This is a genomic window from Pelagibacterium nitratireducens (assembly GCF_037044555.1).
In the GTDB taxonomy this organism is placed as follows: domain Bacteria; phylum Pseudomonadota; class Alphaproteobacteria; order Rhizobiales; family Devosiaceae; genus Pelagibacterium; species Pelagibacterium nitratireducens.
On record NZ_CP146275.1, the window covers coordinates 1,114,508 to 1,136,398 of the forward strand.

The 21,891-nt window shown below is 60.6% G+C and carries 19 protein-coding genes; 11 read left to right on the forward strand and 8 right to left on the reverse strand.

What is annotated here, in order from left to right:
• The first annotated feature begins 160 nt into the window (after positions 1-160).
• On the forward strand, positions 161-541 hold the full coding sequence (locus V6617_RS05605; protein WP_338609680.1) for a hypothetical protein: 381 nt from the start codon (positions 161-163) through the stop codon (positions 539-541).
• 3 nt (positions 542-544) lie between these two features.
• Here the strand turns inward: V6617_RS05605 and V6617_RS05610 are convergent, their stop codons facing one another.
• A complete protein-coding gene (locus tag V6617_RS05610; protein WP_338609681.1) occupies positions 545-1,570 on the reverse strand; it encodes a LacI family DNA-binding transcriptional regulator in 1,026 nt (341 codons plus the stop codon).
• A 267-nt stretch (positions 1,571-1,837) separates the two neighbouring features.
• Between V6617_RS05610 and V6617_RS05615 the strand changes: the two genes are divergently transcribed.
• The 3 genes from V6617_RS05615 to V6617_RS05625 all read left to right on the forward strand — a co-directional run bounded on the left by V6617_RS05615 (position 1,838) and on the right by V6617_RS05625 (position 5,520).
• Positions 1,838-3,373, forward strand: coding sequence for a sugar ABC transporter ATP-binding protein (locus V6617_RS05615; protein WP_338609682.1), 1,536 nt, complete (start codon positions 1,838-1,840; stop codon positions 3,371-3,373).
• On the forward strand, positions 3,354-4,385 hold the full coding sequence (locus tag V6617_RS05620; RefSeq protein WP_338609683.1) for an ABC transporter permease: 1,032 nt from the start codon (positions 3,354-3,356) through the stop codon (positions 4,383-4,385). Before V6617_RS05615 ends, V6617_RS05620 begins: the two co-directional genes overlap by 20 nt.
• A gap of 184 nt (positions 4,386-4,569) precedes the next feature.
• Positions 4,570-5,520 carry a substrate-binding domain-containing protein gene (locus V6617_RS05625; RefSeq protein ID WP_338609684.1) on the forward strand — a complete coding sequence of 317 codons (951 nt, stop codon included), beginning with the start codon at positions 4,570-4,572 and terminating at the stop codon, positions 5,518-5,520.
• Between the two features lie 59 nt (positions 5,521-5,579).
• Here V6617_RS05625 and V6617_RS05630 read toward each other — a convergent pair whose 3' ends face one another.
• The 4 genes from V6617_RS05630 to V6617_RS05645 form a co-directional block, all read right to left on the reverse strand.
• Positions 5,580-7,109: an alpha,alpha-trehalose-phosphate synthase (UDP-forming) gene (locus tag V6617_RS05630; protein ID WP_338609685.1), complete on the reverse strand. Its 1,530-nt coding sequence runs from the start codon at positions 7,107-7,109 to the stop codon at positions 5,580-5,582.
• Positions 7,106-7,912 (reverse strand): trehalose-phosphatase, encoded by an 807-nt coding sequence (gene otsB, locus V6617_RS05635; RefSeq protein WP_338609686.1) that lies wholly within the window; start codon positions 7,910-7,912, stop codon positions 7,106-7,108. Before otsB ends, V6617_RS05630 begins: the two co-directional genes overlap by 4 nt.
• A 245-nt stretch (positions 7,913-8,157) precedes the next feature.
• Positions 8,158-8,355, reverse strand: a complete 198-nt coding sequence (locus V6617_RS05640; protein WP_338609687.1) for a hypothetical protein — start codon at positions 8,353-8,355, stop codon at positions 8,158-8,160.
• A 486-nt stretch (positions 8,356-8,841) separates the two neighbouring features.
• Positions 8,842-9,291 (reverse strand): hypothetical protein, encoded by a 450-nt coding sequence (locus tag V6617_RS05645; RefSeq protein WP_338609688.1) that lies wholly within the window; start codon positions 9,289-9,291, stop codon positions 8,842-8,844.
• Positions 9,292-9,573: 282 nt separating this feature from the next.
• Here V6617_RS05645 and V6617_RS05650 point away from each other — a divergent pair, with 282 nt between their 5' ends.
• The 7 genes from V6617_RS05650 to V6617_RS05680 all read left to right on the forward strand — a co-directional run bounded on the left by V6617_RS05650 (position 9,574) and on the right by V6617_RS05680 (position 18,908).
• Positions 9,574-11,334, forward strand: a complete 1,761-nt coding sequence (locus V6617_RS05650) for a hypothetical protein (RefSeq protein ID WP_338609689.1) — start codon at positions 9,574-9,576, stop codon at positions 11,332-11,334.
• Positions 11,335-11,402: 68 nt separating this feature from the next.
• The gene (locus V6617_RS05655) at positions 11,403-12,392 is read left to right on the forward strand and encodes an MDR family oxidoreductase (RefSeq protein ID WP_338609690.1); all 990 of its coding nucleotides are present in this window, start codon (positions 11,403-11,405) and stop codon (positions 12,390-12,392) included.
• Positions 12,393-12,508: 116 nt separating this feature from the next.
• Complete coding sequence (locus V6617_RS05660) at positions 12,509-14,041, forward strand: acyl-CoA carboxylase subunit beta (protein WP_338609691.1); 1,533 nt, start codon at positions 12,509-12,511, stop codon at positions 14,039-14,041.
• Between the two features lie 11 nt (positions 14,042-14,052).
• Positions 14,053-16,053, forward strand: coding sequence for an acetyl/propionyl/methylcrotonyl-CoA carboxylase subunit alpha (locus V6617_RS05665; RefSeq protein WP_338609692.1), 2,001 nt, complete (start codon positions 14,053-14,055; stop codon positions 16,051-16,053).
• The gene (gene scpA, locus V6617_RS05670) at positions 16,053-18,170 is read left to right on the forward strand and encodes a methylmalonyl-CoA mutase (RefSeq protein ID WP_338609693.1); all 2,118 of its coding nucleotides are present in this window, start codon (positions 16,053-16,055) and stop codon (positions 18,168-18,170) included. The genes V6617_RS05665 and scpA overlap by 1 nt, the downstream gene beginning before the upstream one ends.
• Positions 18,167-18,592 (forward strand): methylmalonyl-CoA epimerase, encoded by a 426-nt coding sequence (mce, locus tag V6617_RS05675; protein WP_338609694.1) that lies wholly within the window; start codon positions 18,167-18,169, stop codon positions 18,590-18,592. The genes scpA and mce overlap by 4 nt, the downstream gene beginning before the upstream one ends.
• Before the next feature lie 34 nt (positions 18,593-18,626).
• Positions 18,627-18,908, forward strand: coding sequence for a hypothetical protein (locus V6617_RS05680; protein WP_338609695.1), 282 nt, complete (start codon positions 18,627-18,629; stop codon positions 18,906-18,908).
• A 9-nt stretch (positions 18,909-18,917) separates the two neighbouring features.
• Here the strand turns inward: V6617_RS05680 and V6617_RS05685 are convergent, their stop codons facing one another.
• Genes V6617_RS05685 through V6617_RS05695 form a run of 3 tightly spaced genes read right to left on the reverse strand, consistent with a single transcriptional unit; the run spans position 18,918 to position 21,851 of the window.
• Positions 18,918-19,244, reverse strand: a complete 327-nt coding sequence (locus tag V6617_RS05685; RefSeq protein ID WP_338609696.1) for a DMT family transporter — start codon at positions 19,242-19,244, stop codon at positions 18,918-18,920.
• Positions 19,241-20,527 (reverse strand): UDP-N-acetylmuramoyl-L-alanine--D-glutamate ligase, encoded by a 1,287-nt coding sequence (gene murD / locus V6617_RS05690; protein WP_338609697.1) that lies wholly within the window; start codon positions 20,525-20,527, stop codon positions 19,241-19,243. The genes V6617_RS05685 and murD overlap by 4 nt, the downstream gene beginning before the upstream one ends.
• On the reverse strand, positions 20,517-21,851 hold the full coding sequence (locus V6617_RS05695) for a hypothetical protein (protein WP_338609698.1): 1,335 nt from the start codon (positions 21,849-21,851) through the stop codon (positions 20,517-20,519). The genes murD and V6617_RS05695 overlap by 11 nt, the downstream gene beginning before the upstream one ends.
• Positions 21,852-21,891: the final 40 nt, after the last annotated feature.

Sequence of the window (21,891 nt, forward strand, 5' to 3'; positions counted from 1 at the left end):
TGCACATGAGGTGGTGACTTGTTGAACGATATTTTTCATTTGCCCAATTTTGCATCAGTGGGTGGTGGAACGTGATGCCGGGCCAAGCGTTAAACCGCTGACGGGCATTGTGCCTGACCCGACGAACTCCGGTCGAGTTCAAATCATGAGGGACGCACCCATGAGCGATGAAAAGCCCGATCTTACCAAGACCGAAGCGCGGCAGGGCAATAGCCGCTTGATGAACTCGCGTGTTCTGATCTACGGATTGGTCGCAATCGTCGTTCTGTTCGTGGCTGTCTACTGGTTCAGCACGGCGACCTACGATGAGACCGCGACGACCACTGATGGCGGCGCTACGCTCGAGGACGTACCGGCTGCCGGTGGCGATGTGGACAGCGACCTTGAGGGTTTGCCGACCCCGGCGCCGACAGACGAGGCCGTGACCGAGCCGGAAGGCGCCGATTCGCCAGCCATCGATACTCCCATTGAAACCGCTCCGGTGGATGCGACCGGGCCCGCAGCCGACCCCGCGGAGACCGAAACCCCCGCGGCGCAATAGGCGTCAGGCCGGGCGGCGCAGAGAGACCGAATTGCGCAGGATCAGTTCGGAGCGCAGAAGGATTTCGCGGCTGGTGGGTCTTTCGCCTTCCAGCATTTCGAGTAGCAGGTCCATGCTGGCCTCGCCGATCTTGAGGCGGGGCTGTTTCATTGTGGTCAAGGACGGCGTGACAAAGCTGGCAAAGGAAATGTCGTCAAAGCCCATGACGGAGAAATCTTGCGGCAGGTCATAGCCGCGCGCGGTGAGCGCGATCAACACCCCCAGCGCCGTCGCATCGTTGACGCAGAAAAAGGCCGTCGGCAGCCGGTCGCGCACGAACATGCGCTCGGCCGCTGCGCGGCCGCTTTCGGTGGTTCCATCGGCTTCGAGTATGAAGCTGGTCTGCGCTGAAATGCCGGCCGCCGTGAGTGCGGTGCGAAAGCCGCGCTCGCGCAATTGGGCAACGGCACGGCCCGGGGACTGACCGATAAAGGCAATTTCGCGGTGCCCCTGGCTGATGAGGTGGTCGGTGGCGACGCGGGCACCTTCGATGTTGTCGACGCCGACGAAGGGAATACTGGAATTGGGGATCGGTTCGTTGATGGCGACCATCGGAGGCAGGCGCGCCCCCGGCTGGTTGTCGATCAGGCCGAAGGGCAAGTGGCCGGTGAACAGAATGATCCCGTCGGCCTGGTTGGAGGCGATAAAGCGCAGATAGTCGGTCTCGCGGACCGGATCGTTCTGCGTGTTGCCGATCAGGACGCCATAGCCGCGCTTTGAGGCTTCGGTTTCAAGGCCCACCAGAATGTTGGAAAAGTTCGGATCGCCGACATCGGGAGCCAGGATCAGGATCATGTGCGAACGCCGTGTGCGCAGATTGCGCGCCATGGCGTTGGTCGTGTAGCCGGTCTGGGCCACGGCCTCTATGACCTTGCGGCGTGTGGAGTCGGCGACTTTGCCTGGTTCGTTGAGGGCGCGGGAGACCGTGGCGATCGAAACGCCGGCGATCAATGCCACATCCTCGATCGTTGCTGGTTTGACCGCGCTCAAGGCTCTCCCCCTGCCGATGCCTTCCTTGCGGAGCACGGCCATTCAACGCATTGGATGCTGGGCGCTTTTTTTTGTCGCGTTTCCGAACCGGAGACGTTGGTTCCCGCTTATCCTGGAAACGGCTTGGCCACCCTCAATCCCGACGCAATGGTTTATACACATCTGGCCTTGTGTAAACCTTTACATGCCAAATGAAAAGGTTTACACAAATTGGCAATTGGAGAAGCTGGCCAGTGAGCCGGTGGGAGATAGGGGGAGGACTGGTGGATGGCCGATAGCGCCAGTACGCCGCATATTCTGGCAGCCAGCCGAGTTTCCAAGAGCTTTGGAGAAGTGCCGGTTCTGTTCAGCATCGATTTCGACGTTCGCCAAGGCGAGGTCCACGCGCTGATCGGAGAGAACGGCGCCGGCAAATCGACCCTTATCAAGATCCTTTCGGGCATCGAGCAGCCGACCTCGGGCACCATTGTGCTCGACGGTGAACCGATCCGGCTTCCCTCCAACGGGGAAAGTGCATCGCTCGGAATCGTGGTTATCCATCAGGAGCTCAATCTCGCCGAGCACCTGACCGTGGCCGAGAGCATTTTTCTGGGCCGTGAATGGAAGCGATACGGGTTTCTGCGCCGGGCCGAAATGCAGGCCGAGGCACAGCGTATTCTCGATGGCCTGCATGTGTCGATCGACCCCAATGCGCGCATCAACACCCTTTCGGTTGCCGACAAGCAGATGGTCGAGATTGCCAAGGCGATCAGCCGCGATGCGCGGGTCCTCATCATGGACGAGCCGACGGCCGTTCTGACATCGGCTGAAACCGACATTTTTTTCGAGCAGGTGCGGCGCCTGAAAGCCAAGGGCGTAGCCATCATCTTCATTTCGCACAAGCTCGACGAGGTCATGGCGCTTTCGGATCGCATCACCGTGTTGCGCGACGGGCAATTGATCGCGACCGTGGACACCGGCGATCTCACCCCGGACGCCATTGCCGAGATGATGGTGGGACGCGAGTTGTCCAATCTTTATCCGCCCAAGAACGAACCCGATGTCGACGCGCCGGTGATCCTGGACGTGGAAGGGCTTACGGCGCCGGGCGTGCGCGGCGTAAGCTTTGCGTTGCGGCGTGGAGAGATTTTGGGATTTGCCGGGCTGATCGGATCGGGCCGCACTGCGGTCATGGAAGCGATCGTCGGCCTCTCGGAAAAGACCGGTGGCACCGTGCGGCTCAGAGGTGAGCCCGTGGCGTTCTCGGCGATCGGGGAGGCGATAGATGCCGGGCTGGTCTATATGACCAAGGACCGCAAGGGCAAGGGGCTGTTGCTCAACATCGGGTTGCAGCGAAACCTCACGCTCCTGACGCTCAAGCGCCACATCAAGGGGGGCTTTCTCAACGAAGCGAGCGAAGTCGAGGCGATGGAGCGGGCAACGCGGCGCTTCGATATCAGAGCGCGTGACGCTTCGGTTCGCGTGGGCCAGCTTTCGGGCGGCAATCAGCAGAAACTGATGCTGGGCAAGGCCATGGAGAGCGAGCCGGAAATCGTCATCATCGACGAGCCGACACGGGGGATCGATGTCGGCACCAAGCAACAGATTTATCACATCATCGCCGCGCTCGCCAAAGAGGGCAAATCGATCATCGTGGTCTCCTCGGAGATGCAGGAGGTGATCGGGCTTTCTCACCGGGTGGTGGTGATGCGCGATGGGCGCCGGATGGGAACGCTCGAAGGCGCGGAAATCAAAGAGGGAGAAATCATGCGCTATGCCGCAGGGCTCAAGGGAGAATTTGGCGATGACCGCGCAAGCGCATGAGGGTGTAAAGCCCGCCAAGAAGCGGTTCAGGATCGACTATCACACCTTCGGGCCGCTCGTGGCGCTGATTGCGTTGTGCTTGTTGGGGCTGGCACTCAACCCGGCCTTTGCCTCAGAGGGCAATATTTCCAATCTTCTCACGCGCTCGGCCTTTATCGGCATCATCGCGGTGGGGGCGACCTTCGTTATCACAGCAGGCGGGATCGACCTTTCGGTGGGCTCCATGGCCGCGGTGATTTCGGGGGCGATGATTATCGTGATGAACGCGGCCATCGAAACGCTCGGAACGGGCGTTCCGACAGTGCTGCTGGGCTGTGCGGCTTCTGTGCTGCTGGGGCTGGGCGCGGGCTTTCTCAACGGCTTCATGACGACCAAGGGCAAGATCGAGGCCTTTATCGTGACGCTGGGCACGATGGGTATCTTCCGCTCGCTGGTCACCTATTTCGCCGATGGTGGAACGCTGTCGCTGGCCTTCGATATCCGCGACGCCTATCGCCCCGTCTATTACGGCAACCTGCTGGGTATTCCCATCCCGGTGCTGGTGTTTGCGCTGGTTGCGGTGCTGGGCTGGGTGCTTCTCAACCGCACGGCGTTCGGGCGCTATTGCATGGCGATCGGGTCCAACGAAACGGTGGCACGCTATTCGGCGATCAAGGTCGACCGCATCAGAACGCTGACCTATGTCATCCAGGGGCTTTGCGTTTCAATCGCCACCATAATTTATGTTCCGCGACTGGGTTCGGCCTCGTCCTCGACAGGTGTGCTCTGGGAGCTCGAAGCGATTGCGGCCGTGATTATTGGCGGCACCATGCTCAAGGGCGGGTACGGGCGGATCGGGGGGACGGTGATCGGGGCGATCATGCTCACGACCATCGGCAACATCCTGAACCTGACCGACATCATCTCGAACTATCTCAACGGTGCGGTCCAGGGCGTGATCATCATCGCTGCCGTCTGGCTGCAGCGCGGTAATCTTGGCCATCTCAATATCTTCAGGAAGGCCAGGGGCTAGAGCGTTTCCAGGATAGGTGGGACCTGCTTGTCGGGTTTCGGAAGCGCGATAAAACAAAGACTTAGAGCATTCAAGTGCTTCGAAGAATGGCGGAAATGCTCTGGAAATTCCAACCGGCGCCAATGCGCGCCGGCGGGGGCAGCGTCTTGAGGAGAGGCGCGAAACACAACCAAGGAGGACTATCATGCGAACACTCAAGCTCATTGCCAGCGCTGCTTTGTGCAGCGTTGCGCTTGGGGTGACCGCTGCGGCGGCACAGGAAATCACCATTGGCGTTTCCATTCCGGCGGCCACTCATGGCTGGGCGGGCGGCCTCAACTGGCATGCAGAGCAGGCCATGACCCGGATCGAGGAAGCCAATCCCGACATCGACATTGTGCTGATTGCTGCCGATGGCCCGGCACAGCAGGCCAACGATCTCGAGGATCTGATTTCGATCCACCAGATCGACGCGCTGGTCGTGCTGCCGTTCGAGTCCGAGCCTCTCACCGATCCGGTGCGGATGGTCAAGGAATCGGGCGTCTTTGTAACGGTTGTCGACCGTGGCCTGTCTCAGGAAGGCATCGAGGACGTTTATGTTGCCGGCAACAATACCGCGCTGGGAACCGTCTCGGGCGAATACTTCCTCTCGCGGCTCGGCGAAGGCGATAACATCGTCATCCTGCGCGGCATCCCGACGGTGATCGATGACGAGCGCTTCAACGCGTTCATGGAAACCATCGACGGCTCGGGCATCAACGTTCTGGACAACCAGTACGCCAACTGGAACCGAGACGATGGGTTCGAGGTGATGCAGGACTTCCTGTCGCGCTTCCCTGACATCGATGGTGTCTGGGCGCAGGACGACGACATCGCGCTCGGTGTCATCGAGGCGGTGCGCCAGGCGGGCCGCGAGGATGAACTGTTCATCGTCGGCGGGGCCGGTATGAAGGAAATCATCCAGATGGTGATGGAGGGCTCGGACCTGGTTCCGGTGGACGTTCTTTATCCGCCCGCGATGATCGCCACAGCAATGGACGTGACCGTCAGCCATTTCACGTCGAACGGTCCGGTTTCGGGCGAATATATTCTCGGTGCGCCGCTGATTACGCCCGAGAATGCCGAAAACTACTATTTCCCGGATTCGACATTCTGATCTGCACTTCTTCCCATAGTGCGAAAAGAGAGGGCGGCTTTCGGGCCGCCCTTTTTCGTTTATGTGCCGGAAAAGACCGAGCGCAGCCATGGCAGGAAAGACTGGCGCGGTGCGCGTTGCTCGATTGACATCGTAGCCGGCCGGCCCAGCGCGCCGGCGCGCGGCAGCAGCTCGCTCTTGCCGTCCCGATCGCCGTCGGGATCGTCCTCGCCGGCTGCGGCAGACGGCATCTCGCCGGTCAGCGCGGCCAGATAGCTGTCGGCCCAGTTGTCGACATTGTAGGTCTGCGCCACTTTCATCAGGCCCTCCCAGCGCTCCTTGCGCTCTTCGAGCGGCATGGCGATCGCAAGGCGCATGGCTTCAGCGGTTTCGTCGGTGTCGAAGGGATTGATGATGAGCGCATCATGGAAAATCTCGGCCGCACCCGCGAAGCGCGAGAGGACGAGAACCCCCGGGTTTTCCGGGTTCTGTGAGGCGACATATTCGTGCGCCACCAGGTTCATGCCGTCGCGTAGCGGGGTGACCAGCCCTACGCGGGCGAGGCGGTAAAGTCCGGCCAGCGAGGCCTGGGAATAGGCACGTTTGACGTAGGTTATGGGCAGCCAGTCGGGTTCGGCAAAGCGACCCGTCAGTCGCCCGACCGCCGAATCCAACTCGTCGGAGATCACCTGATATTCCTTGATCGTATCGCGCGAGGGCGGGGCGATCTGGATCATGTGGACGGCGCGCCGAAGGTTGGCGTTGTTTTCCAGCAGCTTCTCGTAGGCCTGGACACGCTGTGGCAGGCCCTTTGAATAATCGAGCCTGTCGACACCCAGGATCATGGCTCGGCCGTTCATGGAGCGCTCGACGCGCTTATACATCTTCTGGGCGTTGGGGCTGGCGGCCAGTTTGGCAAAGGCATCAGGATCGGACCCTATGGGAAAGGCCTCGAGAACGGTGTTTCCCATCTCGATTTCGAACGGCGTGCCACCGGCCTGGCGATACATTTCCTCGTGGGCGATGAATTCGTTAAAGGCTGCAACATCGCGCTGCGCCTGGAACCCGACCAGATCATAGGCCAGAAGGTCGGTCAGCAATTCCTCATGGTGGGGAATTGCGTTCAGCGCATCAGGAGTCGGGAAGGGGATATGGAGATAGAACCCGATCTTGTTGCGGATATTGCGCCGGCGCAGCTCTGTTGCCAGCGGAATCAGATGGTAATCATGCACCCAGATGATGTCATCGGGCTGGATGTGCTTGGCGATAGCCTCGGCGAACTGGACGTTGACCCGACGATAGCCTTCATACCAGTGCGAATGGATGTCGGTCAGGTCGAGCCGCAAATGGAAGGCCGGCCAAAGGATCGAATTGGAAAATCCGGCATAATAGCTTTGGTGATCGGATTTAGTGAGGTCGATCGAGCCGATCTGCAACCCGTCGATGGTCTCGAATTTTGCTTCCCGGCTGGGGTTTTCGGCGAATGCTCCAGACCATCCAAACCAGAAGCCGTCTCGCACCGAAAGGGTTTTCTTCAAGGCAACGGCAAGTCCGCCCGCAGCGGGGGCCTTCCCGGGAATTCGATTTGAAACGACAATGAGACGGCTCATCTGATCCTGCTTTCCTGGATTCCCTGATCCGCAAAATTGGATGCGGTGTTGTTTGGTTCCCTCTCGATCAGGGCGTCGAAATAGCTGTAGAGCGTGGCGATGTCGGGCAGGGAAAACCGCGCGAGAGTTTCTGACTCCTCACCGATCCTGATGCCGAATCCGCCAAGGCGTTCAGCGGCGGCGAACCCGTCCTCGTCGGTGACGTCGTCACCTATGAAAATCGGCATGCGGCCGACAAACGGGTTAACCTGCATCAATCGGGAAAGCGCAACGCCCTTGTTGGCCGATTTCGGGCGCGCCTCAACGACTTTCTTGCCGTTTATGGCATGAAAATCGGGAAATCCATCAAGCGCACGGGCAAGAGCGGCACTGGCGATGGCGCCCTTTTCCGGCGCTGCGCGGTAATGGACGGCGACACCGGTGGGCTTGGGCTCGACGAGAACGCCATTCTCGCCATGCAGACTATCGGAAACACGGTCGGCTATCGTTCTGGCGTCATCGACAAGATGGGATTCGGGGGCCTGCTGTTCACCGTTGTGACGGTATTCGGCGCCATGGCTGCCGGTCAGCGAAAAGGCCTGGGATGGCAGGAAGCCATCTATCGCTGCAATGGAGCGGCCTGTGACAACGGCAAGAGCACCGTCGAGCGCGGCGTACAGGGTACGAATTCGGATGGGCAGGTCCTCAGGGACCACGACCGCATCCGGATGTGAGGCGATTTCAACGAGAGTACCGTCGAAATCGGTGAAGATCGCTACCGGGCCCGAACTGGCGGACAGGATAGCGGAAACCGCGTTTTGCATAATCTCCGGGGCTTGGTTGTTGACGTTCGCTCCATCAGTTCAATGTCCACGCGGGACAAAGGGTTCCGGATTTCCGGCCATGGATCGACTCAAGGCGTGGCCGATCATCCTATGCATACAGACTTGCCGAGGTCGCGCCTCGGCGCAACCGCAAACCGCGCATACCGGCTAGTCACCGGACGCAATATGATACCACAAGAAAGAATGGCACCTGGCCAGGAATCCCCGGCCAGGGCAAAATGATGTCAGCGCTGGATGACTGCCTGAACGAGTGATCCCGATGCCGGACAATCAGGTGCGATTGCTGTCTCGACACAGGCAACGGCCGTGACGACCGTCTGGGGTGTTGCAGTCAATCCATTGGCTTGAGTAATCGTCAATATGACGATGAACAGGCTGGCCACAAGCGCGGTCAGACTGACGAGGCGTGGTGTGGTCATCATGGTGGCCTCCCCGCACATGTCCGGAAAAAACGGCGGTCCAAACCGCGGAAGTTTCCGGAACGTTAACGCCGCATACGATGGGGAGAATGCTTGAGACGAAACCGTCTGGCAAGCCTTTGTTAACAGATTGAAACAATCTGGGTAAAAGCCTGCCACCCAACGCGGCAAAGATCGCTTTCAAAACAGGGAATTAGCCTGCCCTTGAAGTTGGCTGACGATGCGCCGCGCCGGTGGAAAAATGGGGAGAGGTGCGGCAAGTGCCGGCCGGCAAGATATAAGCATGCCCCTCTCCCCATCAAGACCGGCGAAACGAGGACGCCAGGTCCGCCGGTCTTTTCAGTCGCGGCAAGGGAGGGACAAGCCGCGACCAACGCAAATGGCCACGGGGCCGGAAAAAGGGTCGGGAGGAATGAATGCAACACGTTCCTTGGGGGACGCATTAAGGAGCTCATCCCTCCCTATCGAACGCAGCCGGGGACGCGGTGGCTACGCTCGAATGGGCCAGGTGACGGTTTCCCGTACCCAGAAATCTATTATTTTCACCATCTCCGCCCGATAGGCGGTCAACTCGTGGTGGCGGGCGAAAACAGCGTCGGCTCCGCTCTTGAGGAGCGCTTGACGGCTTTCGTCGGCTCCGATGTCTGTAATGGCTGCGATCGGAACGTCCGCAGCGGCGGCGAGGTTCCCGATCCGGGCAATGAACGCAGCTGATGCGCCGCTGTGAGATTTGAGGTCCACAATCAGCATGTCCGGCCGCTGCGACCCGGCCGATCCAAAAAGGCGGACGAGCGTGCGTTCAGCCCGTCTGGCGTTGCCGATCCAGACGACACGCGCAGATGAAGCACCCGTCTGCATTGCCCTGCGCATCAGGCGCGCGGAGTGAATATGGTCATCAACGAGCACGAACAGCGGCTCGAGCGTGGCATTGCTGGTCATTGGCCCCCAACCAGTAAACAAACGCGAGTGGCCAAGTCTGAAACGAACTGGCTGACTGCGAAAAAACATGCGGCAAACAGGAAAAAAACAGAGGTCTCTCCGCCAAGAGACCGCCGCAATCGCGGCGCCCCGAACCACCAGATGCCGGCAAAGGCAACGGTGATTTCAGCGATATGGGCCAATTCGTGCGCAGGCGGAACGTTATCAGCCGTAACGGGCGGTAACGGGGTTGCCGATTTACATGTAAAACCAACAGGTCTAGGGTTGGTCAAAGGAGGCCGCATGCCTGAGGGGCGCGTGTATGCCAAGGACGAACAGTTAGCCGTTCGCCAAGCGCTCGATGAGCTTCTGGCCTGGGCCCCCATGCAGCGATCTCCAAGGCTGTCGGCCTTTCTTTCCTATATCGTTGAGGCAGAGCTTTCGGGGCGCGCAGGTTCGGTAAAAGCCTATTCCATTGCCGTTGACGTTTTTGGACGTGACGAAGATTTCGACCCGCAGTCAGACCCGATCGTAAGAGTGCAGGCGCGCCGGTTGCGGGGTCTGATCGAGGAATTCGACCGACTCGATCTGGGCAGGGCACCCATACGGATCGTGCTCCCGGTCGGTCGCTACGTTCCTGAATTCGTTCCGCGCGAGGATTCAATCCCTATCGTCGGAGACGACGCACAGGAGCCGTCGGGTGCGACCGAGGAGCAACCTGGCGCCCGGCCGCCACAGGCGCCATCGCGATCCATATGGGTCGCAGGGGCAGCGGCTGCGCTCTTGCTCCTTGCTTCGCTCTATTTCTGGCCTGAGCTGGGACAGCGCACGACATCGGGGTCGGCCGTCGTTCAGCCGGCGATTCCGCTGGTTATTGTCGAGGACTTTGAAAATCTCACTGACGACCAGCGCAGCACACCGCTCGTTGCAGGTCTGGCGCTTGAGCTGGTCACCGACATCAACCAGTTTGCCGATCTTTCGGCCGCCTATGGCGGGCCGCAGGCCGATCTGGAAGACGTCGAACGGGAAAATGGCGCGATTTATGTGCTTTCGGGCGTGGCGCGACGGTCGTCGCGCGGCATTCTCTATTCGATCCTGGTGCAGGATGGACTGACACGCTCGATCGTCGCCACGTTTGAAGTTGAGGTGCCACTTGGCGACGGTACCCCAAGCATGAATTTGCAGGACGTATCGGAAGAGTTTTCGCTCAGACTCGGCAGTCCGCGCGGCCCCCTCCACAAGGCGGCGCGGATCTGGGTTGCGGCGCACAGCGCTGAAGACGATCCGGTGCTTGAGCCCTATCCGTGCCTTGTCGGATATGGGATGTTTCGTGAGCGGCGCGCAATCTTTGATGCCGGAGCGCTTGAGCGGTGCGCGCGCCATTCAACGGACGAAGGCCGATCGGAGGGCGCGGCCATTCTGGCTGTTCTGACCGCTGACCGAGGCTGGCGCGTCGGGACGGACACCGCCGAGGGTGCGGCCCTGGTCGAGAGCGGGCGCGCGTTGGCGGAACAGGCGGTCGGCCGGGAGCCGACGAGCGGATTCAATTGGGCACAAAGAGCCTATGTTGCGTTCCTGGCCGGGGAGGTCGGAGCCTCACGCGACTTTTACAACACGGCGGTTCAGCTCAATCCGGCCATGGTGGACGTGCTTGCGGACTACGGCTATGTGGAAGGCCTGAGCGGAAATTGGGAAGCGGCGTTGGCCCTGTCTCAGCGGGCTCTGTCGGTTGAGGTCAATCCACCCGATTTCTATTCGATTGTCCCGGCGCTCTGGGCTCTGCGCGAGGGCGACTATGCCCAGGCGGTGGCCGTGGGGGAACGCATGGTTTCGGCGGTTCCCGATCTGGGAACCGCCGTAATGGTCGCGGCCGGCGGGCAGTTGCGCGACGCCGAGATCATCAATGCCTATCTTCCAAGGCTGCTGGCGAGCCAGCGGTTCAGGCGGCTGGGCATCATGCCCGCTTTGCGCCAGCATGTGCTCGACCCGGACCTGCTGCGGACGATCTCGAGCGGCATTATCAGCGCCGGCGTGCCGCTCGACCGGCTGGCCCATCCTTTCTGATCGAACGGCTCGATTGCGACTGGACGCGCTCGGCAAATCACTGTGAGATGCCTGTGGGAGGTGGCGTCATGAGTTTTAGAGCACTGGTTACCGACAAGGGCGCGGACGGCAAGGTCGCGTCCGGGATCACCGAGCTCGATGAGGGCAGATTGCCCCAGGGCAATGTGATGGTCGGCATCGATTGGGCGGGCTTTAACTACAAGGATGGCATGGCGCTTTCAGGTATCGGCGGGCTGGTCCGTGACTATCCTCATGTCGGGGGTGTCGATTTCGCCGGCCGTGTGATCGAAAGCACCGACGAGCGCTATCATCCCGGACAGGCTGTTGTGCTGACCGGCTGGCGGGTTGGGGAATGGCATTGGGGCGGGTTTGCCACGCGGGCGCGGGTCAATGCCGATTGGCTGGTGCCGTTGCCCAAGGAAATGTCGACCCGCGATGCGATGGTTCTGGGCACCGCCGGGCTGACGGCCATGCTGGCCGTCAACCGGCTGAAGTCCGAAGAGATCAAGCCCGGCGATGGCGATATTCTGGTTACTGGCGCCGGCGGGGGCGTGGGGTCCATGGCGGTGCTGCTCCTGGCGCGGCTCGGATACAAGGTTCACGCCATGACAGGGCGAGCCGAGCTCACCGACGAGCTCAAGGCGCTCGGGGCTACGGAAGTGGTCGGCCGTGATGTTCTGGCGCCAACGGGCAAGAAGCTGTTGGCAACGCGCTGGATTGGGGCGATCGACAGTGTGGGCGGTGCGCCACTGGGCGAGATGCTCAAGCAGATCCACACGGGCGGTTGTGTCGCCGCGGTCGGGCTTGCGGCGGGCGATGGGTGGGATGCGAGTGTCATTCCGTTCATCTTGCGCGGGATAACGCTGGCTGGCATCGACAGTGTGATGCAGCCTTTCGAAGCGCGCATGGCGGCATGGGACCGGCTTTCCACCCTGTTCGGGTTTGGCGTTTACGAGCGGATGGTGCGCGAAGCGGGCCTTGGGGACCTCGTCGAAATTTCCAAAGACATTCTGGCCGGGAAGGTCAGGGGGCGGGTGATCGTGTCGCCCAAGGGATAAATTGCCTTTAGCGTTGGTATGGAAAACCTTTGCAGGTCTCGAACCGAGCCCGGCGAAAGTCTCTCGAAATTTTGCCAGATCGCTATAGGGTAATGGAGTATTTGCCGGAGGTTTTCATGCAGGACGTTATCGATGCGCTTGACGAAAAGCGCGAACACGCGCGACAGGGCGGGGGCGCACGGCGCATCGAGGCGCAACATGCCAAGGGCAAGCTGACCGCCCGCGAGCGGATCGATGTGCTGCTCGATCCGGGCAGTTTTGAAGAATACGACATGTTTGTCACCCACCGCACCCGCGATTTCGGGATGGACGAGCAGATTATCCCCGGCGATGGCGTTGTGACCGGCTGGGGCACGATCAACGGGCGATTGACTTACGTTTTTTCGCAGGACTTCACGGTGTTCGGTGGCTCGCTGTCGGAAACCCATGCGCAGAAAATCTGCAAGATCATGGACCTGGCCGTCCAGAACGGTGCCCCGGTGATCGGGCTCAACGACAGTGGCGGCGCGCGTATTCAGGAGGGCGTCGCCTCGCTGGGCGGGTATGCGGAGGTGTTCTGGCGCAACGTGCAGGCTTCGGGCGCGGTGCCGCAGATTTCGGTGATCATGGGGCCGTGCGCGGGCGGAGCCGTCTATTCGCCCGCCATGACCGATTTCATCTACATGGTGAAAGACACCAGCTACATGTTCGTGACCGGTCCGGACGTGGTCAAGACCGTGACCAATGAGGTGGTGACCGCCGAGGAGTTGGGCGGCGCGGGAACGCACACCAAACTCTCTTCGGTGGCCGATGCGGCGTTCGAAAACGACATCGAAACGCTTCTTGAAGTGCGGCGGCTGTTCGATTTTCTGCCGCTCTCGGCGCGCGAAAAGGCGCCGCGGGTTGCCACCAACGACCAGATCGACCGGCGCGAAGACAGTCTCGATACGCTGATCCCGGCCAACGCCAATACGCCCTACGACATGGCTGAAGTGATCGAAAAGATTGCCGATGAGGGCGATTTCCTCGAACTCCAGAAGGATCACGCGGGCAACATTCTTATCGGGTTTATCCGGCTCAATGGGCAGAGCGTGGGCGTTGTCGCCAACCAGCCCATGGTGCTGGCCGGGTGCCTCGATATCAATGCTTCAAAGAAGGCCGCGCGGTTCATCCGGTTTTGCGACAGCTTCGATATTCCCATCCTGACTTTTGTTGACGTGCCTGGCTTTCTGCCTGGCGTGGCGCAGGAATATGGCGGCATCATCAAGCATGGCGCCAAGTTGCTGTTCGCCTATGCAGAGGCAACGGTGCCCAAGGTCACGGTGATCACGCGAAAGGCTTATGGCGGAGCCTATGACGTGATGAGCTCAAAGCACATCCGCGCCGATGTGAACTACGCCTGGCCGAGCGCGGAAATCGCCGTGATGGGCGCCAAGGGGGCCACGGAAATTCTCTACCGCTCCGAGTTGGGCGATGCCGAAAAGATCGCGGCGCGGACAAAGGAATATGAGGACCGCTTCGCCAATCCCTTCGTTGCCGCCGAGCGCGGGTTCATCGACGATGTCATCATGCCTCACAACACGCGGCGGCGGGTGGCGCGGGCCTTCGAGAGCCTGAAAAACAAGCAGGCGCATGTACCGATCAAGAAGCATGGGAATATTCCGCTGTGAGGTTCGTATAGATGTTTAGCAAAATCCTCATAGCCAATCGCGGTGAGATTGCCTGCCGGGTGATCGAAACGGCAAAAAATATGGGCATTGCGACGGTTGCCGTCTATTCTGAAGTAGACAGGGATGCGTTGCATGTGCGGATGGCTGACGAAGCCGTTCACATCGGCCCGGCTGCGGCCTCGCAAAGCTATCTCGATATTGAAAAGATCGTCGCCGCCTGCAAACAGACGGGCGCGGTGGCGGTGCATCCAGGGTATGGGTTCCTCTCGGAAAACCCGGCCTTTGCCGAACGTTTGCGGCAGGAGGGGGTCTATTTCATCGGGCCACCTGTCAAATGCATCGAGGCGATGGGGGACAAGATCACCTCCAAGAAAATCGCCGCCGAGGCTGGGGTGTCCACGGTTCCGGGCCATATGGGATTGATCGCTGATGCCGCCGAAGCGGCCAAAATCGCCAAATCCATCGGCTATCCGGTGATGATCAAGGCGTCGGCCGGCGGTGGCGGAAAAGGGATGCGGATCGCGCGTTCGGATGCCGATGTCAAGGAAGCCTTCGAGCGCTCGAAATCGGAAGCTGCGGCGTCCTTTGGCGACGATCGGATTTTCATCGAGAAATATATCGAAGAGCCGCGCCATATCGAAATTCAGATTCTGGCCGATGGGCAGGGCAATTGCATCCATCTGGGCGAGCGCGAATGTTCCATCCAGCGCCGCAACCAGAAGGTGATCGAGGAGGCGCCGTCGCCATTTCTCGATACTCTGACGCGCGAGAAAATGGGCGCGCAGGCGGTGGCGCTTGCAAAGGCGGTCAATTATGTCAGCGCCGGAACCGTCGAATTCATCGTCGACAGGGACCGCAATTTCTATTTCCTCGAAATGAACACTCGGCTGCAGGTCGAGCATCCCGTGACCGAGTTGGTGAGCGGGCTCGATCTGGTCGAGGAAATGATCCGCATCGCGGACGGGGAAGCGTTGCGCTGGAGTCAGGCGGACGTGCAACTGGAGGGCTGGGCGGTCGAGGCGCGCATATATGCCGAAGACCCCTATCGCAATTTCCTGCCCTCGACAGGGCGGCTCAAGCGCTATCGTCCGCCCGCTGCGGAGGCCTCGGCCCATCTCGTGGTGCGCAATGATACCGGGGTTGATGAAGGGGGCGAGATCAGCCCCTACTACGACCCGATGGTGGCAAAGCTGGTGACTTGGGCCCCCACGCGGATCGACGCGGTGGATGGGCTGGCGGTGGCGCTAGACCAGTTCGAAATCGACGGCATCGGCAACAACATTCCGTTCCTCTCGGCGGTGACCCAGCAACAGCGCTTCCGCGAGGGATTGCTTTCAACAAACTACATTGCCGATGAATTTCCCGACGGGTTTTCAGGTGTCGCGCTTGATGATGATACATTACTGACGCTGGCAGCGCTCGCCTGCCGGGCCAGTTTCCAGCTCGAAACGCGCGGCTTCATCGAGCCCACACCGCTCAGCAGCGGACATGTGATCGCCGAGCGGAGCGTGTTGATCGGGGATAAGCGTTGGGATTTTTCCATCCCCAAATCCGACGAATCCTTTGTGCTGATGACCGATGACGGCCAACCTTTGTTGATCGAAGACGGCTGGCAGCCCGGCGCTAGCCTCACGACCACCGAGATCGACGGACGCACCCTGCATGTGAAGATGGATCGGGTGACCTCTGGCTTTCGCATGCGCTATCGCGGCGCCGATATCATCGCCAAGGTGGTGATGCCCCATGTGGCCGACCTCATGCGGCATATGCTCAAAAAGACGCCGCCCGACATGAGCCAGTTTCTTTTGTGCCCGATGCCGGGACAGGTCGTCCGTGTGGACGTGGTCGAGGGCGATATCGTCGAGGAAGGGCAGCCCTTGGCCATTGTCGAAGCGATGAAGATGGAAAATGTGCTCCGCGCCGAGCGCAGGGCACGGGTTGCCAGCCTCAAGGCCTTGGCAGGGGACGTGCTGGCCGTCGATGCAGTCATCATGGAATTTGAGGCGGTGTGATGGGCAAATCCCCGCGCGATGTCTGGTCTCATATCGCCAGCGCGGAATTGCGTGACACCCCGCTCGACAGCCTGCGCCGCGACTATGGCGGGCTCGAGGTCGAGCCGGCCTATCTGGGTGAGGATGGTTCCATCCCCGGCGTCGAGCCGTTCACGCGCGGCGTGCGGGCGACGATGTATGCCAACCGGCCCTGGACGATAAGGCAGTATGCGGGGTTTTCGACAGCCCAGGAAAGCAACCGGTTTTATCGTCGGGCGTTGGAGCGTGGGCAGAAGGGGTTATCGGTCGCTTTCGATCTGGCGACCCATCGCGGATACGATTCCGATCATCCGCGTGTCGTCGGCGATGTGGGCAAGGCGGGCGTGGCAATCGACAGTGTCGAGGACATGAAGCTCTTGTTCGATGGCATCCCGCTCGATGAGATGAGCGTATCGATGACCATGAACGGGGCGGTGATCCCGGTTTTGGCCATGTTCATCGTGGCCGCCGAAGAACAGGGGGTGAGCCCCGAAAAGCTCTCGGGGACCATTCAGAACGATATCCTGAAAGAGTTCATGGTCCGCAACACCTATATCTATCCGCCCGAGCCCTCCATGCGCATCGTGGGCGACATTATTGCCTATACGGCCGAACACATGCCGAAATTCAACTCGATCTCGATTTCGGGCTATCACATGCACGAGGCCGGGGCGACGGCGATCCAGGAGCTTGCCTATACGCTGGCGGACGGCATGGAGTATGTGCGGGCGGCGCAGGCACGCGGGCTCGATATCGATAAATTTGCCGGCCGGCTCTCGTTCTTTTTTGGCATCGGGATGAATTTCTTTGTCGAGGTGGCCAAGCTGCGCGCGGCGCGCACGTTGTGGGCGAAGATCATGACCGATCTGGGCGCGAACGATCCGCGCTCGAAGATGCTGCGCACCCATTGCCAGACCTCGGGCGTCTCGCTGACCGAGCAGGATCCTTACAACAATGTTGTGCGCACGGCCTACGAAGCGCTGGCCGCGGTTTTGGGGGGCACGCAAAGTCTGCACACCAATTCGTTCGACGAGGCGATCGCGCTGCCCTCGGAAACCTCATCCCGCATTGCGCGCAACACCCAACTTATCCTGCAGCATGAAACAAAGATCACCGATGTGGTCGATCCTTTGGGTGGGTCGTACTACGTCGAGGATCTCACCCGTCAGCTTGTCGAAAAGGCACAAGTGCTGATCGACGAGGTCGAGGCGCAGGGGGGTATGACCAAGGCCGTGCAATCGGGCGAACCCAAGCTGGCCATCGAAAAGGCGGCGACCATCCGCCAGGCGGCGGTCGATCGCGGTGAGGAGATCATCGTCGGCGTCAACCGCTACCGGCTCGATGCCGAGGACGCGATCGAAACGCTCGAAATCGACAACACAAAGGTGCGGTCCGGCCAGGTCGCCCGGCTCGAAACCATCCGTCGCACGCGCGACGAAGTCCGCTGCCAATCGGCGCTCGATGCGCTGCGCGAATATGCGGCGATGGACGAGGGCAATCTGCTCGATGCCGCCGTGGCGGCGGCACGGGCTCGCGCCACTCTGGGCGAAATCTCCCAGGCGATGGAAGATGTGTTCGGGCGATACGATGCGACCACGCGGGTACTGTCAGGGGTCTACTCCCAAAGCTATGCGGGCGACCCGCAATATGAGGAGGCTGTGCGGCGCATTGAGGGGTTCAGGACCTCTTATGGCCGCGCGCCTGCGCTGTTTATCGCCAAGATGGGGCAGGACGGCCATGATCGAGGCGCCAAGGTGATCGCGACCGCTTTCGCCGATCTGGGCTTTGTGGTGCACATGGGCTCGCTTTTTGAAACCCCGCACGAGGTGGCAGCCCATGCCGAAGATCTCGGGGTCGATGCGGTTGGCGTTTCGTCGCTGGCGGCGGGGCACAAGACGCTGGTTCCAGAACTGATCGCGGCGCTCAGGGAGCGAGGGCTGAAGGATGTGGCCGTTGTGGTCGGCGGCGTCATTCCCAGCAGCGATTATGAATTTTTGCGCGAGGCGGGCGTGCTCGATATTTTCGGACCGGGCACCAATGTGCTCGATGCGGCCTATTCGGTGCTCAATGCCATCGAGGGCAGGCTGAGCAATCGATGATCGGGCGGGTCAATCATATCGCCATCGCGGTGCCCGATCTCGAAAACGCGGCCCGTCGCTACCGCGAGATGCTCGGTGCGAGCGTTTCGGGCGTTCAGGAGTTGCCAGAGCATGGGGTACGGGTGGTGTTTGTCGAGACCGGCAACACCAAGGTCGAACTGCTCGCACCGCTTGGGGAAGCTTCGCCCATCACGGCATTTCTCGAGCGCAATCGGGATGGGGGCATGCACCACATTTGCTATGAGGTCACCGATATCAAAGCTGCGGTGCGACGGCTGACTGAAAGTGGGGCGCGGGTGCTTGGTGATGGAAAGCCAAAAATCGGCGCGCATGGGCTGCCGGTGGTTTTTCTCCAGCCCAAGGATTTCGACGGTACACTGATCGAGCTCGAAGAGGTCAAGCCCGAGTTTGGACCTGCCTAAGAAATTATTAACTGCGTTCGTCCAGGATATTGGCATGAGCAGCGCTGTTACCGGTTTCAAGAAGATGAACTGGCTCCCCAAGCAGTCGGCGTGGGACGAGATGGAAGCTGCTCGTCTCAAGCGCCGTGAAATGATGCAGGAGTTCCAGGCAAGCTCTAGCGCTCTCGCGTCCGGCTTTCAGGCCGCGCAGACCATGCAGATTCAAGGGGTTGGCGAACTCGCAGCGCAGGGCGTGCAGGCTCGTATGGACGCCAAGGTCAAAGAGATGCAGGCCAAGCTCGAAGAGCGCTATACCAGCTTTTCAAAGATAGCCTAGCAGCCCCCGTCAATGCCCCACGCGTGAAAACGCGTTGATGATGACGACCCCGGCGATTATCAACCCCATGCCGATCACGGCGGGCAGGTCCAGTGCCTGCCTGAAGACCACCCAGCCAACAATCGATATCAGCACGATCCCCAATCCTGCCCAGATGGCGTAGGCAATACCGACCGGCAGGGTGCGCAGGGTAAGCGAGAGGAAATAGAAGGCTGCCATATAGCCGACGACCACGATGATCGATGGCACCAGGTTGGTAAAGCCGTCGGCGGCCTTGAGCGCAGAGGTGCCGATCACTTCCGCGACGATGGCGCACAGCAGGAAAACATAAGTCATTGATTGTCCCGGCCGAAATGCTGGCGGGCGAGGGTCTTGAATCTGTCGCCGCGCTCCTCGAAGTTCTTGAACTGGTTGTAGCTGGGCGCTCCGGGCGAAAGGATCACCGTATCAAAGATATGGCCGGCACTGGCGAGCGCCTGCATGGCTTCGTCCAGCGTCGAGCATTCGGCAATGGGGATCGGCGTGTTGTCGCGAACGGCCTGGGCCAGCCGCTGGCCGGTGACAGGGAGCGAGCATAACATTACCACGCTGGTCAGCCCCATCAGATTGGCGAGGTCGGTATAGTCCTGCTGGCGCTCATGCCCTCCGGCAATCAGGGCGATCTTTTTGCCCTTGTAGGCGGCGAGCGCCACCTTGGTGGCTTCCGGCGTCGTGGAAATGGAGTCATCGACAAACAGGATGTCGCCGACCATCAGTTCCTCGAGCCTGTGGGGCAGGGGAATGAAGGCCTCGATGCCTGCAAATATGCCCTCGCGCGTGGCTCCGGCAGCGAGAGCGATAGCCGCTGCCAGCCGCGCGTTGTCGTGGTTGTGGGCGCCCTTGAGCCGCGAATTCATCGCCGCCATGAGGATCTCGTCGCCAAGATCGATATCGAGGGCAGCAATACGTTCGGTCGTGGCGGGAATTGTATTGATGACGCGCTCGACGGTAGCGGCCTGCGGGCCGATAGCCACAAGCTTTGGGCCCTTGGCGATCAGGTTGAGCTTGTCGCGGTAATAGGCGTCCAGCCCCCCATGCCAGTCCACATGCTCGGGATAAAGGTTGGAGATAGCGGCGATGTCGGGGGCGAAATCGATATCGGCTGTCTGGTAGGAGGAGAGTTCGAGCACCACGGTCTGCGCGCTGTCGGCGGCATCGAGCGGGGGAATGCCCACATTGCCGGCCAGCACCACATCGACCCCGGACCTTTCCAGCATCAGATGGACCAGCGTGGCTGTTGTCGATTTGCCTTTGGTTCCCGAGATTGCGACCACTGTGCGGCCCTCGCGGAAATGGGCGCCCCAGATGTTGAGGTTGGACGTGACCTTGACCCCAGCGGCGCGGGCGGTATCGAAAATCGGTTTGTAGAGCGATACGCCCGGGCTTTTGACGATGGTGCCGAAGCGCGAGACCTGGTTTGCCTCCTGGGGCGTGATGAAACTGGCGCCCTCGAGTTCGGCGACGCCGTCATCGGTGGTCACGAACAGTTCGAGCTCAGGATAGGTGCGGCGCAGAAACGCTGCCGTCGAGCGGGCTTCGCGGCCAGCGCCGTAAAGAAGAACGGGACCGTCAATGTGCATGGGGAGCAACCGCGCTTTCGATATTTTCGGGGATGAGGTGATCGGCGCTGTCGGCCATGAATTCCTCATAGGCCGATTGCAGGCGGGCCGGGCCATAGAAGGCTTCGAGGTCCGGCCTGAGTGCCTTTACCACGGCACTGTCGCGCCAATCGGGGTGATCGGCAATGCGCCACAGGCACGCCGCGGCTTCGAGAATTTCGCCGACGCACTCCCAGGGCTTGTGGCCGGAAAGCCCCGTCAACGCGCGATAGGGATCGATGTTGTCGGGATTGTCGAGGACGTTTTGGCCGAAAATTCCGGTCAGTCGAGCCTTGTCCATATGTGGCGCAAAGATCAGGAAGACGAAATGGCATTTGGGGCACTTTCCGCACCAGAGTGGGCCGTCGTGGCCGGCGAGGCGGAAATTGCGGTTGCAGCTCGAAAAGACGTCGTCGTAACGGTTCGATCGGGCGAACAGCGCAGCGATACGGGCTTCCGAATAGGGGCGCAGCAGCGAAAAATATCCCAGCGATCCCGATGTCGCGGTGGCCAGCACGTCGCGGATGGCGCGCTCGAAATCGATCGATTTCGAATATTGGTGATTGGCCTGGCGCCCGTCGAACTCGATATTGCCTTCGCTGGCCGAGCGCTCGTTGGAGAGGACGATATTGCCATACCCGTACAAAAGGCTCGCCAGCGCCGCGATCATCGAATTGATGGCTGTGGAGGGCACGTGGCCGTTGTAATAGCCGGGCTTTTTGCCCAGCGCGATCATTTCAGGATCAAGGATGCGCTCGACAGTCAGGAACGGCAGGCCGGAGCGTTCGGCGGACGTCAGGATCGGGCCTTTTGGGTTGACTGCAAAAAGGCTCATCTCCGTCCCGGCGCTTTCGAGCAATTGCACGCTGACCAGCGAATCCTTGCCGCCACCGATCAAGACCAGGGCGCGGTCGGGCAGGGTTTGCGGAATGTTGTCCTGGCGCGGATCACCGGCGGTGATCGATAAACGGCCGAAGCGCTTGAGGTCGTTGCGGGCGTAGAACTCGCCCAATCCGTTTTCGTAAACGTCGAGCAAAAAGGCCCGCTGAGCCGGCGAAAGGGCGAGGGCGGTGGCATCGATTTCAAAAGGCGCGAGCAGCTTGAAATAGCTCACCCCCAGCACGGCGGCGGTCAGATCGAGCAGGGTGGCAAAGGCACCAGTGTCCGCCCGTGCCATATCCATGGTGTCGAGCGGAAAACGCAGCGTCTCGACAAAGGCGTGCTCGCCCAGCCGATAGCCGAACCGCGCCTCGCCGGTGGTGGGGTCGAAAACCGGGGCATCGATGATGAAAGAAGTCTGGCTCACGCTCTCGCCTTGCGCCGCGACACGGCACGCTTGAATCACT

Excerpts from the sequence above, each read along its gene's own strand:
- V6617_RS05640 (WP_338609687.1), bottom strand. The coding sequence starts at position 8,355 with ATGATGACCACACCACGCCTCGTCAGTCTGACCGCGCTTGTGGCCAGC.
- V6617_RS05620 (WP_338609683.1), top strand. The coding sequence starts at position 3,354 with ATGACCGCGCAAGCGCATGAGGGTGTAAAGCCCGCCAAGAAGCGGTTC.
- V6617_RS05645 (WP_338609688.1), bottom strand. The coding sequence starts at position 9,291 with ATGACCAGCAATGCCACGCTCGAGCCGCTGTTCGTGCTCGTTGATGAC.
- murD (WP_338609697.1), bottom strand. The coding sequence starts at position 20,527 with ATGCACATTGACGGTCCCGTTCTTCTTTACGGCGCTGGCCGCGAAGCC.
- V6617_RS05605 (WP_338609680.1), top strand. The coding sequence starts at position 161 with ATGAGCGATGAAAAGCCCGATCTTACCAAGACCGAAGCGCGGCAGGGC.
- V6617_RS05630 (WP_338609685.1), bottom strand. The coding sequence starts at position 7,109 with ATGAGCCGTCTCATTGTCGTTTCAAATCGAATTCCCGGGAAGGCCCCC.
- V6617_RS05655 (WP_338609690.1), top strand. The coding sequence starts at position 11,403 with ATGAGTTTTAGAGCACTGGTTACCGACAAGGGCGCGGACGGCAAGGTC.
- V6617_RS05680 (WP_338609695.1), top strand. The coding sequence starts at position 18,627 with ATGAGCAGCGCTGTTACCGGTTTCAAGAAGATGAACTGGCTCCCCAAG.
- V6617_RS05660 (WP_338609691.1), top strand. The coding sequence starts at position 12,509 with ATGCAGGACGTTATCGATGCGCTTGACGAAAAGCGCGAACACGCGCGA.
- otsB (WP_338609686.1), bottom strand. The coding sequence starts at position 7,912 with ATGCAAAACGCGGTTTCCGCTATCCTGTCCGCCAGTTCGGGCCCGGTA.
- V6617_RS05685 (WP_338609696.1), bottom strand. The coding sequence starts at position 19,244 with ATGACTTATGTTTTCCTGCTGTGCGCCATCGTCGCGGAAGTGATCGGC.
- V6617_RS05615 (WP_338609682.1), top strand. The coding sequence starts at position 1,838 with ATGGCCGATAGCGCCAGTACGCCGCATATTCTGGCAGCCAGCCGAGTT.
- V6617_RS05625 (WP_338609684.1), top strand. The coding sequence starts at position 4,570 with ATGCGAACACTCAAGCTCATTGCCAGCGCTGCTTTGTGCAGCGTTGCG.
- V6617_RS05665 (WP_338609692.1), top strand. The coding sequence starts at position 14,053 with ATGTTTAGCAAAATCCTCATAGCCAATCGCGGTGAGATTGCCTGCCGG.
- scpA (WP_338609693.1), top strand. The coding sequence starts at position 16,053 with ATGGGCAAATCCCCGCGCGATGTCTGGTCTCATATCGCCAGCGCGGAA.
- mce (WP_338609694.1), top strand. The coding sequence starts at position 18,167 with ATGATCGGGCGGGTCAATCATATCGCCATCGCGGTGCCCGATCTCGAA.
- V6617_RS05650 (WP_338609689.1), top strand. The coding sequence starts at position 9,574 with ATGCCTGAGGGGCGCGTGTATGCCAAGGACGAACAGTTAGCCGTTCGC.